18 protein-coding genes and 1 riboswitch are annotated in these 15533 nt (G+C 40.1%); of the genes, 2 read left to right on the top strand and 16 right to left on the bottom strand.

Annotated features, from left to right (window positions below; genetic code table 11):
• Positions 1 to 6 precede the first annotated feature (6 nt).
• A complete protein-coding gene (locus LF822_RS02585) occupies positions 7 to 576 on the top strand; it encodes a manganese catalase family protein (protein WP_253922394.1) in 570 nt (189 codons plus the stop codon).
• 39 nt (positions 577 to 615) lie between these two features.
• Here the strand turns inward: LF822_RS02585 and LF822_RS02580 are convergent, their stop codons facing one another.
• The 4 genes from LF822_RS02580 to LF822_RS02565 are packed head-to-tail and all read right to left on the bottom strand — an operon-like array spanning position 616 to position 4020.
• Complete coding sequence (locus tag LF822_RS02580) at positions 616 to 870, bottom strand: hypothetical protein (RefSeq protein ID WP_253922393.1); 255 nt, start codon at positions 868 to 870, stop codon at positions 616 to 618.
• The gene (locus LF822_RS02575; protein ID WP_253922392.1) at positions 863 to 1456 is read right to left on the bottom strand and encodes a CPBP family intramembrane glutamic endopeptidase; all 594 of its coding nucleotides are present in this window, start codon (positions 1454 to 1456) and stop codon (positions 863 to 865) included. Before LF822_RS02575 ends, LF822_RS02580 begins: the two co-directional genes overlap by 8 nt.
• Positions 1449 to 2969, bottom strand: coding sequence for a RecQ family ATP-dependent DNA helicase (locus LF822_RS02570; RefSeq protein ID WP_253922391.1), 1521 nt, complete (start codon positions 2967 to 2969; stop codon positions 1449 to 1451). Before LF822_RS02570 ends, LF822_RS02575 begins: the two co-directional genes overlap by 8 nt.
• Positions 2947 to 4020 carry a YpbB family protein gene (locus tag LF822_RS02565; RefSeq protein WP_253922390.1) on the bottom strand — a complete coding sequence of 358 codons (1074 nt, stop codon included), beginning with the start codon at positions 4018 to 4020 and terminating at the stop codon, positions 2947 to 2949. Before LF822_RS02565 ends, LF822_RS02570 begins: the two co-directional genes overlap by 23 nt.
• A gap of 117 nt (positions 4021 to 4137) precedes the next feature.
• On the opposite strand from LF822_RS02565, the gene LF822_RS02560 reads away from it, so the two are divergent.
• Entirely contained in the window at positions 4138 to 4386 is a 249-nt protein-coding gene (locus tag LF822_RS02560) for a ferredoxin (protein WP_253922389.1), read from the top strand.
• A 36-nt stretch (positions 4387 to 4422) separates the two neighbouring features.
• Here LF822_RS02560 and LF822_RS02555 read toward each other — a convergent pair whose 3' ends face one another.
• The 12 genes from LF822_RS02555 to LF822_RS02500 all read right to left on the bottom strand — a co-directional run bounded on the left by LF822_RS02555 (position 4423) and on the right by LF822_RS02500 (position 15465).
• Entirely contained in the window at positions 4423 to 4683 is a 261-nt protein-coding gene (locus LF822_RS02555) for a helix-turn-helix transcriptional regulator (RefSeq protein ID WP_253922388.1), read from the bottom strand.
• A gap of 374 nt (positions 4684 to 5057) precedes the next feature.
• A complete protein-coding gene (locus LF822_RS02550; RefSeq protein ID WP_253922387.1) occupies positions 5058 to 5561 on the bottom strand; it encodes an ECF transporter S component in 504 nt (167 codons plus the stop codon).
• Between the two features lie 5 nt (positions 5562 to 5566).
• Positions 5567 to 5971: a DUF4430 domain-containing protein gene (locus tag LF822_RS02545; protein ID WP_253922386.1), complete on the bottom strand. Its 405-nt coding sequence runs from the start codon at positions 5969 to 5971 to the stop codon at positions 5567 to 5569.
• Positions 5972 to 6141: 170 nt separating this feature from the next.
• Positions 6142 to 6321: riboswitch (cobalamin riboswitch) on the bottom strand.
• A gap of 43 nt (positions 6322 to 6364) precedes the next feature.
• Positions 6365 to 8149, bottom strand: a complete 1785-nt coding sequence (locus tag LF822_RS02540; RefSeq protein WP_253922385.1) for an ATP-binding protein — start codon at positions 8147 to 8149, stop codon at positions 6365 to 6367.
• Positions 8149 to 8865 (bottom strand): response regulator transcription factor, encoded by a 717-nt coding sequence (locus LF822_RS02535; RefSeq protein WP_253922384.1) that lies wholly within the window; start codon positions 8863 to 8865, stop codon positions 8149 to 8151. The genes LF822_RS02540 and LF822_RS02535 overlap by 1 nt, the downstream gene beginning before the upstream one ends.
• 86 nt (positions 8866 to 8951) lie before the next feature.
• Positions 8952 to 10139, bottom strand: coding sequence for a c-type cytochrome biogenesis protein CcsB (gene ccsB / locus LF822_RS02530; RefSeq protein WP_253922383.1), 1188 nt, complete (start codon positions 10137 to 10139; stop codon positions 8952 to 8954).
• 32 nt (positions 10140 to 10171) lie between these two features.
• On the bottom strand, positions 10172 to 11797 hold the full coding sequence (resB, locus tag LF822_RS02525; RefSeq protein ID WP_253922382.1) for a cytochrome c biogenesis protein ResB: 1626 nt from the start codon (positions 11795 to 11797) through the stop codon (positions 10172 to 10174).
• A gap of 27 nt (positions 11798 to 11824) precedes the next feature.
• A complete protein-coding gene (resA, locus tag LF822_RS02520; protein ID WP_253922381.1) occupies positions 11825 to 12376 on the bottom strand; it encodes a thiol-disulfide oxidoreductase ResA in 552 nt (183 codons plus the stop codon).
• Between the two features lie 53 nt (positions 12377 to 12429).
• The gene (locus tag LF822_RS02515) at positions 12430 to 13158 is read right to left on the bottom strand and encodes a pseudouridine synthase (RefSeq protein WP_253923442.1); all 729 of its coding nucleotides are present in this window, start codon (positions 13156 to 13158) and stop codon (positions 12430 to 12432) included.
• 134 nt (positions 13159 to 13292) lie between these two features.
• A complete protein-coding gene (locus tag LF822_RS02510) occupies positions 13293 to 13805 on the bottom strand; it encodes a spore maturation protein (protein WP_253922380.1) in 513 nt (170 codons plus the stop codon).
• Positions 13802 to 14395, bottom strand: coding sequence for a nucleoside recognition domain-containing protein (locus LF822_RS02505; protein ID WP_253922379.1), 594 nt, complete (start codon positions 14393 to 14395; stop codon positions 13802 to 13804). Before LF822_RS02505 ends, LF822_RS02510 begins: the two co-directional genes overlap by 4 nt.
• The gene (locus LF822_RS02500) at positions 14383 to 15465 is read right to left on the bottom strand and encodes a D-alanyl-D-alanine carboxypeptidase family protein (protein ID WP_253923441.1); all 1083 of its coding nucleotides are present in this window, start codon (positions 15463 to 15465) and stop codon (positions 14383 to 14385) included. The genes LF822_RS02505 and LF822_RS02500 overlap by 13 nt, the downstream gene beginning before the upstream one ends.
• Positions 15466 to 15533 lie beyond the last annotated feature (68 nt).

The raw sequence follows: 15533 nt of genomic DNA, 5'->3' as shown, positions 1-15533 counted from the left end.
AGCGAAATGTGGTATTATGAGAAAAAATTACAATACCCTGTTAAAGTAAGCGAATGTAACCCAAGATTAGCCAAGTTTTTAATCGAACAGTATGGAGGAGCCGATGGTGAATTGTCCGCAGCGCTCCGGTATTTAAACCAGCGCTACTCCATCCCTGATAAAGTCATTGGACTGCTGACTGATATAGGAACAGAGGAATTTGCACACTTGGAAATGATCGCTGCTATGGTCTATAAATTAACGAAAGATGCAACACCTGAACAAATGAAAGAGGCTGGATTAGGAGCTCATTACGCTAACCATGATCATGCATTATTTTATCATGATGCAGCAGGAAACCCATGGACAGCTACCTATATCCAGGCGAAGGGCGACCCTATTGCAGATTTATATGAAGATATCGCAGCTGAAGAAAAAGCTAGAGCCACTTATCAATGGATTATTAATATGTCGGATGACCCTTGCTTAAATGACAGTTTAAAGTTTCTGAGAGAGAGAGAAATTGTCCACTCCCAGCGTTTTCGCGAAGCGGTAGAAATACTTAAACAAGAACAAGATAAAAAGAAATTTTATTAAAACACTCAAGCTTCCTTTTTTACGGAAGCTTGAGTGTTTTTATTCTATAGAAATCTCTTCAATATAAGAAACGGGGTCTTCTCTTAATTGAGGGCTTTCTACTAAACTACTCCAGTACGGATATGTGATTAAGATTAAGATAATTATTACAAAGGAGGCAAGTAAACACTGAAACCACCTCTGGCTGAACCGAAGTCTTGCATTCAACTTCTTTTTACTGTGTGTAGCAGCCCGGGAAGGCAGGTTTACCAAAGACTCTTCATCGTGCTCATGTTTTGTAGTATATTCATTCATTCTGACCCCTCCCGTAATACTTCGAAATCCAAATACCTAAAATAAAATCGATTAGAAAATGAGAAGTAATTGTGACCAATAGATTTTCTGTAATATGAAACATGTACCCAAGAAAATAACTGACTAACAAAACAGATACGAATAATACCACCTTTTTTAAATACCTGAAATGGATAAGAGCAAAAAGTGTACCGGCTGCCAAATAGCCAAATGAAGTTTGAATAACACCTCTAAATAGAACTTCTTCACAGATCGCTATCAGCAGGGTCAACCAAAAAATGTTAACTGCTTTTTGATTTTGGAATACCTTTTGATTGATCCCTCCATCATCGTAAAATCTTTCCGGGAGAAGAAACATAAGTATAAAATCAATCGAAATAACAATGATAGCCGGCATTACACCAAACCATAAGATTTCGGGTCCCGCATTAAAAAGTGACAGCCACTTATTTACGGGGTCGACAAACAAAAAGGCGCTTGACAGGACAGCAATGGTTAAAAGAATTAATTGAGTAACAATCAGATGCTTTGTAATTTCTCTTGTTGACATTCTTCTAATTAGTTCCCTTTGACTAATCTTAGCCATCGGAGGGCTCCTGAAGGAATATTGCACGAAGTCGTGCTTCCCAGGAGGAGTACTGTGCCCTTGATACTTCCTTTTGGGGTATATGAAGATCCTTCATAAAAGAGCCGCAATAATCACAACAGCCTGCCTGAGGACTCCTCACTTCACTCTGAAAAGGAGAATATAGCATTTTTCTTCTACAGCCGTCATAGAACAACCAGTTTATCATTTGCTTATACTTACTATTTTTGTAATTCCAGCGTTCTTGCAAGCGATTCAATAGTTCAGCCTGAATTACCTTCCAATTCTCTTTAATTTCTATATTATTTCTTGTAATTACCCCCGATTTTCCTAAGTGGAATTTAATAAAATTCCATTGGGAATCTGACAGCTGGAGCGTTTCCAGCATTTCCTCATCAGATAAAAGTCTCTCATTTCTATCAAACCAGTGAAAAACGCGAGCTGCATCCTCATTCTTAGGCAGCTCTTTTTCTATTAACAACTGGGGGAGGTAGTGATCGCGGTGAGTATGCAACACAAGACTGGCACAAGGCTTCCCGTCCCTTCCCGCACGGCCGATTTCCTGTATAAATGATTCAATCTGGCCCGGAAAGTGATAATGAATAATTCTTCGGATGTTTGGTTTATCAACACCCATTCCGAATGCACTTGTACAGCAGACAACATCCAATTCATCATTCATAAACTGCTGTTGAACGAGGAGACGGTCTATATTCTCCATTCCGCCATGATAAAAAGCGACTCTTTGGTCCATCGTTAACCATAGTTCTTCAGCCACTTTCTCAGCAGCAGAACGGCTTGAGAAATAGATCATCGTCGGTGCCGGCTGGTTGGATAATATCGTTTTAATTCTTTCAATTTTTTCGCCCGGATCTTCAAGATATTCCACTTCAAAGCTCATGTTGGGCTTATCCATCTTATAAATATGCGGCACCATATGGGGGCGGTTCAACTGTATTTTTATATCCTGCTGAACTTCAGGGGTTGCCGTAGCGCTCAGCGCAAGCACAGGAGGATCACCTAATTCTTTTATCATTTCATTTAATTTCAAATAGTCCGTTCTAAATTCATGACCCCATTGTGATATACAGTGTGCTTCATCAATTACGAAGAGGTTCACATGTAATTCTTTTAATTTAGCGGCTACCCTCGAGTTTTGAAGAATTTCCGGAGAAAGATAAATGAGGCGGTAATTAGGCAAGGAATTTAAAACAGCCGCTCTTTCTTTTACTTCCATAAAGCTGTTTAAAGCAGTAACTGATTTAACCCCCTTCACCTTCAACTGTCTTACCTGGTCAACCATTAACGAAATTAAGGGGGAGACCACAACCGTAACCCCGCTTTGAAGAAGAGCAGGGAGCTGGAAGCATAGAGATTTTCCGCTGCCTGTCGGCAGTATACCTAGTACGTCTTTTGCTTCTAGAACATCTTCTATAATCTCCTGCTGCCCTTGTCTAAATTCTGAATAACCAAAATATCTTTTCAAATCCTCATGAAGTTGTTCGCGAGACATATGACCCCACCTCTTTATCCCCGTAATTCAAACGAGCTTTAACTAATCTTAATTGAAAATAATCGAACCTTTTTTCCATAGCTTCATACAATTCTCTTAGTTTATTTGAATTTACTAAATTTAAAGCTTGAGCAATTTCAGCTTGATGATCAGCGGACACAAAAGTTGAAATGTCAAAATCAGGAACAACTAAAGCAGCTTCCACGATGTGGTCTTGAATAGTACTTATCTTCAACCGTCTTCTATTACAGATTTGCTCAAGCGTGTAACCACCTGTTAACAAGTGGTGAGTCTGTTTTGCGGAAGCTGTTATTAAATTCGAACCTTCCAGTCCCTCTGCGCACATAAATAACGCTTTATAAGATTGCGGTGCGTTCAACGTACTTTGTAATAAATAATAAAAAGTATGCCGTACATACAGGTCAACGTCTTCTTTAGAAAGGTCATACCGGGAAGCAAGCTGCGCCTTCGTTCTTCCCGTTACCCTGCCCCCTGTAATCCTGGCTGTAAACAGTTCCGCCTCCAGTTTATCAATGGCCAAAAGCAATGTATACAACTCATTGTGAAGATTTGTAATCATCTCCTCTGCCGAGCAGTTCCTGTATATATACTTGACCCAGCGCTGTGTTTCAATATCGTCCTCAATAGGGATAAAAGAGAAGTCTTTCAGATTAGTGCGTGTAATGGTTTGAATTAACAGCCGCAGTCTTTTTTCAAAAACGTTCACATGCTTATGTAAAGTCATTCCATTAAGATAGTGCCGCGTTTCTATGGTAGAATTGTTTAGTACTTGATGTCCTTCTTCCCTAATAACCGGTATCTTTTCTTCATTGATATAAACCCATCCTTTTGCAGCCATTCTTACCACAGCCTCTTCCACCTGTTCTTTCTTAATGGAGGGAGCAGTCGCAAAAAAAAGGTCAATATTATATATTTTAGCATCCTGAAGAGTTTGAGAGGAACGTTTACCTTGAATAAGGTGAAAAATCCCTGAAATTGACCGCTCTCCTCTTAAGGATTGTATACATTTCAGTAGTATCGCTTCAAACATTTTTGTCCCTCTTTCTGTTATGTATTGAAATGTGAAGTTCTGCAATTTACAATATACTTATAGTTTTGACCCTCTTTAGGCCATCTTCATGAGGTAAAACATAAAGGAGGTTCATTAGTGCCTAAATATACAATCGTAGACCAAGATACCTGCATAGCATGCGGTGCCTGCGGCGCAGCCGCTCCTGATATATTTGATTACGATGACGAAGGTTTAGCTTACGTCGTTCTCGATGAAAATAAGGGGATGGAACAAGTTCCTGAATACCTGGAGGATGATATGGAAGATGCTTTTGAAGGTTGTCCGACAGACTCTATTAAAATCGAGGAGGAGCCCTTCGAAGGAGATCCACTTAAATATGAATAGGAAATCAGTCCCTCTAGTATAGATGAGGGACTTTTTTTATTGATGAAAGGCAGCTTTTTGAATCACATCATAAGGTTTACCCTTTAGTGCTGCTGTCAGCGTTTCACTCTCCGAAAATAATGAACATACCACAACGGCCGTACCCCAGCCGGCCAGCGTACGTCCTTTTTCTATTTGAACTAACGTTTTTTTAGACAGCCCTAACATTGTGGACATCTGACTCTGAGTAAATCCTGCCTCAACTCTTACAAGTTTAAGTTTGCGTGAAACGATATCTCTTAACTCGTATCGATTCATTATAACCTACTCCTTCGCAATCTCTTTCTCATTTTAACAGATTATTCTTCTGTATCCTATTGATCAATATTAACTTGCTGAGTTAGTAGAAAGAGGTTGGACATAAGCAAAGCAATGAGGTAAAAAAGTGAATCGTATAAACGAAGATCACGCGAGAATACTTTCCGAGGAAGCTTAAAGCGGAGTCCATCGAAATCGAAGTGATTTGACGGCGCGACGGTAATAAAACTCTTTCGTGGCCATAAATAATCCGAACTGATTTCAATAGAATCGTTCGGATTATTTTATGCTTTATTCAGTTTTATTCAAAACTTTTCCTTCACTTTATTCTGGAAAGTGAAAGCATTCCTTGCAAACAAACAGGCGCCACTGTTCTAATTTAAAGCATGCCGCTTTTGATATCGGTTAAATAGTGTTCCCAAAACAGGTGACAGCAACGCTATAAATACTGCATTGGCAAACGAATGATTCAAGTCCATTGGGATCCCAGCGACATAGTAGCCCCAAAAAGGCTGCCCGGCAGTATACATAGTTATAGAAATCATAAAGCCAAAAAACAGGCCGCTGAAGAACCCATATACTACTAAACACCATGTTGGAATAGATGGCCAGTATTTACCTATCAATCCTGCAATTAATCCAATAACGGACCATGAGATTACCTGCCAGACAGACCATATTCCCATACCTAATATGACATTAGATAAAAATGTAGTTAAAAAGGCCATAATTACTGCAGCAAGCGGGCCCAGCCAAAATCCAGTGATAATAATAACCGCTGTAACAGGCTGGATATTAGGCAGGTGGGCCATAGCAATTCTCCCCGCTACGGCTAGTGCAGCCAGCATAGCAATTAATGTAAGCTTATACGTACTCATTCAAATCATTCCCGGGATTGAAAATCGAAGTTAATCTCGTCTCCTTCTTCCAATTCATACTCATTTGCTCCTACGCTGGCTTCTTCTCCATTAATCGTATACATCCACGCTTTTTCTTCCCCTTCTTCAGCGCTGATGCCCTCAATACTATTAATAAATCCTTCATCTTCTTCGACGTCATAGTGTCCTTCCATAACATCCATCAGTAAGGCTCCTTCTTCCACTGTGTGCTCCTCTGTAGAAACTACTTCTTCCCCTTCGTCTTCAGAAATTTCAATTTCAATCGTTACTTCTTCAGACTGATCGGCTTTACCAGAAGATCCTTCATCATTGTCACCTTCTCCTTGACAACCTGCTAAAAATACAGCAGCTATCAGCGTGAACAATAAGGCTTTAATACTATGTCTCATCTTCATTCTCCCTTCCTTGAATATGTCGTTTCAAAGATGAGGTAACGGGAGTGGATTCGTTTATGTAATCAAAAAACTGCCCTTCAATTATGAAGAGCAGATAAAAGACAATCTAAACGGCTGTAAGTAAATAGACCAGCCGGCTGCCTAAACGCTCAATCCCCGAAGCTTTGAAACGACTAATATTGGCAGGTCTACTGACTTTGTGTGTCATCCTACTAGGAACCTTCCCATAATAACAATTACAGTGGTTTTTTCCGTTCGTCTACACTTACAGTTGCGAGGACAGTTCTGGTTTTTCACCAGATTCCCTGTTCAGCCTGATCGGCACCAATATTATATAAAAAGTTAAGTCCTTTTTTAAGATTACATGATCCCAGTGATAATAGCAATCTAATAATCAAATAGATTTGCTTGGTCAGGGATCTGGACTGTGAAAGCAGTGCCTTCATCTACTTTACTATGGACGGAAATCTTCCCTCCATGTGCTTCGATAATATTTTTAGCAATAGCCAGACCAAGGCCTGTACCTTTTTGAGATGAGTCTCTTTTTCTTGATTTATCCGCTTTGTAAAAACGTTCAAATATAAAAGGTAAATCCTTTTCTGGAATACCGTTCCCAGAATCAGCCACCTGAATCGAAAGTTCTTCTGATGCTTGTACCCTAACCTTTACCACTCCGTTTTCACTTGTATGGCGGATCGCATTGTCGATTAAGTTTGTTAAAACCTGTTCAATCCGATCAGGATCAATATTAATTCTCGTCTGTTTAATATCAACTTCAGAATGGAGCTGCACCTGCTTTTCATCTGCCAGCCCTTTAAACTTACGGATAATTTTATCTATAAATGGTTTAACTTCTATGTGATCAACATGAAGAGAAATGTGTCCTGCTTCCATCCGGGCAAGGTCTAACAATTCATTCACCAGTCTGCCTATCCTCAAGGACTCATCATGAATAATCCTAGCAAGCTCATTTTTATCTTCGCGTGTCTCGGCTATATCATCTACAATTGCTTCACTGTAGCCCTGCAGCATAGATATTGGCGTTCTAAGTTCGTGAGAGACATTAGCAATAAAATCTTTCCTCAGCTTATCCAGTCTTCTCTCGTCTGTCATATCGCGAAGTACAGCTACAGCTCCTCTAATATGCTTCTCATCATATAAAGGGGTCATAATTATAACCCATGATCTTCCCTGAACTGTGATTTCAGTCATTTGCTCCTGCTCAAGTTCAATGACTTCATCAAAAAGCTTCCGCATAGGAGAAGGGAGTGTCTTCCTTGAGATTTCTTCAGAGCCAGGCTGTGTGCTGTTTTCGAAAAACCACGCATCTAAATATTGGTCAGCCGGTGGGTTGGATACAAGAATGTCACCCTGCCTGTTCATCGTTAAAACCCCATCAGCCATCGAGCGTAAAATTCCGGACAATTGTTCTTTTTCATGATTAAGCGCATCAATATGAAACTTCAACTGCCGTCCCATCCGGTTAAAAGCCATAGCCAGTTCACCGATTTCATCATGTGTCCGTATAGGGATCTTAGTATTAAATTCTCCCTTCGTTAACTCTAGAGCACCTTTTCGCATTTTGATAAGCGGAGAAGTGATTCGTGTAGAGAGAAAGAAGGCGAAGATTGTCGTCAATATAATCGCTATACCTGCACCAAGAAAGATGATCTTTGTAGTCTGCTGAGTTGTTTCCTCAATTGTATCAAGGGACTGATAAACAAAAACCGCCCCTTCTTCATTTTCAAGCGGCGTTCCTACGACAAGCAATCCTAATTCAGAAGTACCTAAATCAGCAACTTTCATTACTTCCTGCCCGTCGTTTACTACAGAAGCTAATTCTTCATCTTCCATAAACCACTTATAATCTAATTCAGGCAGATCAGACTCGTTTGACTCTGAACTTAACACATTTTCTGTGTCATTTGTGACTACAACACGGCTCGAGGGATCCTGAATTAGCTCCGTCATTGATAATATTAAGTCTTCCTCTTCATATTCTGTCACTACATCTGAAATTCTTGTGGCATCTTGAAGCAATTCCTTTTCTGCTTCGAGTACATGATAATTCTCAAAAAACTCGAGTAGTAAAACAGTTAATAAAATAAGAACAAAACATACAAGAAGAAGGATAGTAAACCATAGTTTCCCTACGACACTTCTCCAGAACATTAGTCGCCACTAACCTCAAACTTATAGCCTACTCCCCAAACAGTAACAATCATTCCAGCAGCCTTTGAGGAAACTTTACTAAGTTTTTCCCTCAGTCTTTTAACGTGCGTGTCAACCGTTCTTAAGTCTCCAAAAAATTCATACTGCCAAACTTCTTTCAACAACTGTTCACGGTCGAAAACTTTATCTGGAGATTGTGCCATATAATTTAATAATTCATATTCCTTAGGAGTTAAAGCTACTTCTGCACCATCAGCGGTTACTCTATGTGCATCATTATCAATTGTCATATGTGGAAACACGAGCACGTTCCTTGCTGCTGTATCCGTTTCAAGAAATTTTGTTGAAGAGGCTCTGCGCAAAAGCGCTTTCACTCTTAAAACAACCTCTCTCGGACTGAATGGTTTTACAATGTAATCATCAGTCCCTACTTCAAAGCCCTGGACTCTGTTAGCCTCTTCGCCCTTAGCCGTCAGCATTATAACAGGAGTAGCCTTTTTCTCGCGCAGTTCTTTACAAACTTCGACTCCATCTTTCCCAGGCATCATAATATCAAGCAAAATAACATCATAATCTTCAGTAAGAGCTTTATTTAGGGCTTCATTTCCATCCTCAGCTTCATCAATAATATAATTTTCTCTTTCTAAATACATCCTAATCAGCCTGCGGATGCGGTCTTCATCGTCCACGACTAAAATCCTGGCTTCATTATCCATTTATAAGCCCCCTTAAAATTTACGTTGTTACTCAATTATAATAAATGGCAGGCAGGATAAACAAATCCTACCTGCCGTTTGAATCTTTAAGCATAAGAGTGTAAGCCTGAAATAATTAAGTTTACCGCCAGCAAGTTAAACATAATAATAGCAAAACCGCCTACAGCAAGCCAAGCTGACTTTGTCCCCTGCCATCCTCTCGAAAGTCTTAAATGCAGATAGGCAGCGTAAAAGAAGAAGGTAATTAACGCCCATACCTCTTTAGGATCCCATCCCCAAAAACGATCCCATGCCTGTTGAGCCCATATCATCGCAAAAATAAGCGCACCTAGTGTAAAGACAGGGAATCCAATTGCGACGGCACGATAACCAACTTCATCAATAATTTCAGGGTTAGCTTTTTTCAATAGCGGCTGTAATGCAGAGCCTACTCTTTTTCTTAAGAGCAGCCGCAGCAGACCATAAAGTACGAGTCCGCCGAAAAACGACCAGATCAGTGTGTTAAATTTAATCGCCGCATCAACACCACGCATCCATTCCGGCGCTTGAATCAATGGTGTCATAGCATCCTCTGTCAGCAACTCTCCATCGTAAGGACCAGCAACCGCAGGCATTTCGTATGTCATCTCTGTCGGCTGTCCTTCAACCGGAGCTTCAAAGGCTGCCTCATAATTAAAGGCGCTGAAGGTAGACGAGATGATTATAAAAGCGAGAGTGGTAGCTACCATAAATATAACGAATTCAAGCCAAAAAGTCTGCTTAGTTTTTTTCGTTTGATCAATTTGACGAATTAAAAAGATTAATCCGGCTACAAAGCTGATCGATAAGATCGCCTGTCCCAGTGCAGCTGTAGTTACATGAATATATAACCAATGAGACTGCAGTGATGGTACCAATGGTGAAATCTCACGCGGGAACATACTTGCAAAAGCTATAATTAATAATGCAATAGGTAAAGCAATTAATCCTAATACGTTTATCTTGTAAATAAAATACATAACTATAAACGCAAAAACCAGCATCATCCCAAAAAAGGTTGTAAACTCGAATAAATTACTTACAGGTGCATGCCCTGCTGCAGCCCATCTTGTGAAAAAATATCCTAGTTGTGTAAGAAACCCAATGATGGTTACAGTGATCGCAATATTACCTGCTAAACTTGTTTTTTTTCTGCTATTATCCCGAATCGTGCCAGCGAAAAAAAATGTGGCAGTTAAATAAATGAAGAAAGCCGCATAAAGCAGGCTACTGCTTAAAGAACTTAAATCACCCATATAGACACTTCCTCCTTACATGCTCGTATAGGCTAGCCTTTTAATTCTTGTTGGTCTGCAGGTGAAGATACTCCTGTATCCTTTGTTACTTTCTCTATTTCACGTTTTAGAGCAACCCAGTTTTTATTCGTATGTCCAGCAATCCACACTCCGTCTTCCTTCGGCTTAATCCAGATTCTGCGGTGATTCCAATACATTCCTTGTATCACACCAATCATGAATATTGCGCCTCCTAAGGCAATAAACGGAAGGGTATAATCTTTTCTAATCGTAAGCCCTGTGACATCCCGAACATCAAAATCCACCAGGTTGACTTTATGATCATTCTCCCCAGAGCCGTCCACGTTAGCCCCGATCCCCGCAAAACTAACTTCAGGCTCGGATTCATCCGGAGGATAGACATTAAATACGAATGCCGGGTTTTTAGGATATTTCGACTTAGAAACCGGCTCTCCATCATTTAGCTCATATTCCGGAAAGTAAGAATCAAGGACAACCCGGTACCCATTGTCTAATTCATATTCTGAGTCAGGGTCGCTTAAGTCTACCGTGAATTCTCCATAAGTGGTATCCTCATCATCCATATCATGTAATTCAAAAGTCATGTCTCTAAATTCATTTTGCTGATAACTTGCTTGATACAAAGTAAAATTATCAAACTTTATTGGATGATTTACTCTTGCTTCAGCCTGTTTAATTTCTTCCAACTCAGGGTCAGCACCAACGACTACATCATCAGTTCGTTTAAATATAGTGGCGTTAGTCTGATATGTTTTAGGAACCGGCTGGCCATTACGTTGAATCGCTTCCTGGAACCGCTCATCGTTTTCATCATAATTCTCTAGAAGAAATTCATCATTTCTGATGTAATATTCGCCGTCTGTTCCATTAATGACTTTCGTCTCTCCTTCACGTACCCAGATAAACTCGTCTATGTACATGGCAGGGACGAATCTAAGCAGTGAACCGAGTAAAAAGATAATCAGACCGATGTGGTTCACATAAGGCCCCCACCGTGAGAACCTGTTCTTTTCAGCTAAAATACTTCCGTCTTCTTCTTTCACTTTGAAACGATGCTTTTTTAAATTATTCTTTAAAAGCTCCATATTAACTTCTGTTGATTCAGTAGTCCCAAATATTCTCTGTTTCTTAAGAAATTTATCATGGCGTTTAGGCTTTTGAGTTTTCAAGGTTTTGTACAAAGGGATAAAACGATCTAAACTGGCAATTACAATAGAAATCCCGATCATAGCCAGTAATACCATGTACCACCATGAAGTAAATAAATTATGAAAACCCAGCTGGTAATAAATTTGACCTGCAAGACCATATTGATTTTCATAATGGGTAGCCGCATTAGATCCTGGCGGAATGTACATCTCTTGCGGAAATATAGTACCCACTGCAGAAGCAATTAATGTTATAACGATCAGTGTGACTCCAACCTTTACAGAAGAAAAGAAATTCCAAACCTTGTCAATAATCGTTCTATTATACGTTTGAGAACGTCTCGCACTTCCATCGTATCTCATATTAAGAAGTTTTTGATCATCATTTCCATTAAGGTGCTGATTATCCGCTACGGGTTTCCCACAGGACTCACACAACACCGTCCCCTCAGGATTGACATGTCCGCATTCGCACTTAATTTCATTCATAGTAAAACCTCACAATTTCATACGAGCTTAACTCTTCGGTGTAATCTCATCCAGATAACCTTCAAGCTTGTCCAGCGTTAACGGGCCGACAACTTCTTCCTCAACCTCACCTTCAGGGTTAATAAAAAGAGTCGAAGGAAGCTGACCTACATCGTACTCATCCATAACTTGTCCATCTTTATCATGTAAAATCGGAAAGCTTAGTCCATACTCACTAAGAAATCGCTCTACAACGAGATTGGTAGAGTCAAGGTTAACGGCTAATATTTCCACTCCCTGCTCTTTATAATCATCATAAAGCTCTTCCATATAAGGCATCTCGTCTTTACAGGGCTCACAGTACGTAGCCCAAAAGTTTATCATAACACCCTGTCCTTCATAGTCGCTTAAGGAAACGGTTTCTTCAGTGCCAAACTTTTTCAGCTGAAAGTCAGGCGGCTCCTCACCTTTAGCCACTACATTTTTATCTTCATTATGGTTGGAAATCAAGGCAAATACCACAAGACCTACCATGACTGCCAGCAGGATGGAACGAAAAACAAGCCGTTTCTTTTTCTTTTCTATAGTTGTTTCTTTCATGGCTTTCACTCCCAAACCATTATAACATTGATGAACTGTGGAATTTTTGAAAATTATTCAACATTTTCTTCAGCTGCTTGACGGAGCAGTTTCACTTCATGAGGTTTTAACGCTCGATAATCACCCGCGTTCATTCCTTGTAAAGTTATAGAACCATAGCGCTCCCTTTTAAGCTTATCAACAGGATACCCTAACGCTTCGAACATTCTACGTACTTGACGATTTTTTCCTTCATGTAAAATGATTTGAACTATAGCTGTGTTTTTTTTGGAGTCGGCGGATACTAACTTCGAGTGTACCGCTTTCATATACTCTCCATCAACCGTTACACCTTTTTTCAGGTTTTTCAATTGATCTGGAGTTGGAATACCTTTAGTTTTTGCAATATATACTTTATCAATTTCATGACGAGGATGCATAAGCAGATTAGCAAATTCTCCATCATTAGTCAGAAGAAGCACTCCTGAAGTATCGTAATCAAGACGACCCACAGGGAATATTCTTTCTTCTACTTCAGGGAGGAAATCAGTAACTACTTTGCGGCCTTTATCATCTTTAACACTAGAAATAACGCCTCTGGGCTTATAAAGTAAATAGTATACGGGTACCTCTTTAACTAGAGGAACACCTTCCACTTCGACATCATCATTGGGACTAACTTTAGTACCAAGTTCTGTTTCAACTTTTCCGTTCACTTTCACTTTACCTTGCTTAATCATTTCTTCTGCTTTTCTTCGTGATGCAACCCCAGCATGAGCTATCACTTTTTGCAGACGTTCCAGTTTAGACATTGGATCGCCCTCCCGTTTCCATTTTATCGTAAACATCATTAAACCACGCTGGGCAAATCCAGCGCGGCTTATTCTCATCACTATTATACATACTTTATCATAATTTGAACAAAAAATAACGCTCCTTACCCAAATAATATTATAACGACAGTTACCGCAGCAATTAAACCAACTAAGTCTGCGAGAAGTCCTACTTTTAATGCGTCCCCCATCCTGCGAATTCCTACCGCTCCGAAATATACTGTTATGATATATAAAGTAGTGTCAGTGCTTCCCTGCATAACAGATGCCATTTGGCCGATTAAGGAGTCGGGACCAAATGTACGTATTAACTCGGTTGTCATGCTTAAAGCAGCTGTACCTGAAATCGGACGAATTAAAGCCAGTGGCAGAATCTGCTCCGGTACGCCGAATGCTGCCATCAGCGGTTTAAATACTGTTAATACTGCATCCATTGCCCCTGAAGCTTGAAAAATAGCAATAGAGACCATCATACCTAAGAGGAAAGGGAGAAGGTTGACCGCTAATTGTATCCCTTCTTTACTTCCTTCAACAAATACTTCATAGGCAGGTACCCGTTTAATAGTTGCTGTTACCAATACTACAAGGATAATAGCCGGGATTAACCAGACGCTCATAACAACCTCCCCAGCCTTTGACGACGGTAATAAAATAGTCGGTCAATTAAAAGTGCTGCTATCGTTGAGATTATTGTCGCTATTATCGTCGCTCCTATAATACTCGTGGGATCTGAAGAATCATATTTCATTCTGATCGCGATCACAGTCGCTGGAACAATCGTCAAGGATGAGGTATTTATAGCTAAAAATGTAATCATTGAACGGCTGGCTTCGCTGTGCCCTGACAACCGTTTTAATTCCTTCATTGCTTTAAGTCCCATGGGGGTGGCCGCGTTGCCAAGTCCGAACACATTAGCTGTCATATTGGACAGAATATAACCTAAAGCAGGGTCGTTTTCAGGGATATCCGGAAATATCCTTTTTACAATTGGTTGAAACAGCCTCGCCAACCCCTTCAACAGACCGGCTTCCTCAGCAATTTTCATTAAACCCAGCCAGAATACAAGCACACCTAACAGACTTAAAGCAATCATCACACTCTCGTCAACAGCTTCAAAGATAGCTTTGTTGACTTCCTCCATTGTCCCATTGAAACCCGCGTATAGAATTCCGGCGACTGCCAGTACCACCCAGATTAAGTTGACCATAGCTCCACCCCCACCATTCGTTTAAAAAATGATAAGCTGCTGTCCAGCCAGGGCTGGGGAGGTCTTTTCGCTAAGACTTGCGATTCAGCTACTAAATTCTCATTTAGGTGATAAGTTCTGACGCCTTTGTATGTTTCACCTTCAGCATTTGGCTTAAATACTGCTTTAATTTGATTTTTCTCGCTTTCAGTTAAAGGGAAAAGGATATCTTTAGGAAGGTAATAAAGGTTACCATTGGCTTCTGTATATCCTTCTTCCTGTAATTTATAAGTCTCAAAATTATTGAACCCCCACTCATACATACGCTCGTGATCACTCCAGTCACTGGGGGCATTCAAAGTGACAGCTATTAATTCCATCCCGTCTTTTTCAGCACTGCTGACCAGCGTCCGGCCGGCGCGCTTTGTAAACCCGGTCTTTCCTCCTGTTGTATGCTCATATAGTGAAGTTAGTAATTTGTTTTTGTTCTGCCAAGAATATGTACGATTCTCGGATTTATACGAGACACTCCCTGTTACCTCTCTGAAAGTTTCGTTTTTCATTGAATATGCCATTAGTAAAGCTAAATCGTACGCACTGGAAACATGATTCTCGCCATCAAGTCCGTGTGGATTTTCAAAATTCGATGCCTGCATGCCGAGCCATGCGGCTTTTTCATTCATCATCTGAGTAAAGCCTTCCGCGCTTCCTCCAACATGCTCAGCAATTGCTATAGCAGAATCGTTCCCTGAACGAAGCATTAAACCGTAAACTAAATCTTTTAATTTAATTTTTTCACCCTTTGTTAAGTAAATAGATGAACCCTCTGTTCGAATCGCTCTTTCACTTACGACTACTTCTTCTTCCATCATTCCGGATTCAACTGCAATGATTGCTGTCATTATTTTTGTCGTACTGGCAATTAATGAGGAAGAGTAACTATCTTTCTCAAACAATACTCTTCCAGATTCTGCATCGATAAGGACAGCATGTTCAGCTGAGACAAATAATGTTGATTCTGGCTCTGAATAAACAACAGCCGACCTGCCAAATAGGGTAAAGACTAATACGAATAATATCGTATAGATCATCGTCTTCAAAAGAGATCTTCCTCCAATCTTCTTTCTCTTTCTTAAGGTTATGCCGGGAAGTACAGGCT

This window comes from Halobacillus sp. A5 (assembly GCF_024189315.1).
Taxonomy (GTDB): domain Bacteria; phylum Bacillota; class Bacilli; order Bacillales; family Halobacillaceae; genus Halobacillus_A.
The sequence above is the reverse complement of the archived record's forward strand: the minus strand, read 5'-3'. Positions and strand labels throughout refer to the sequence as shown.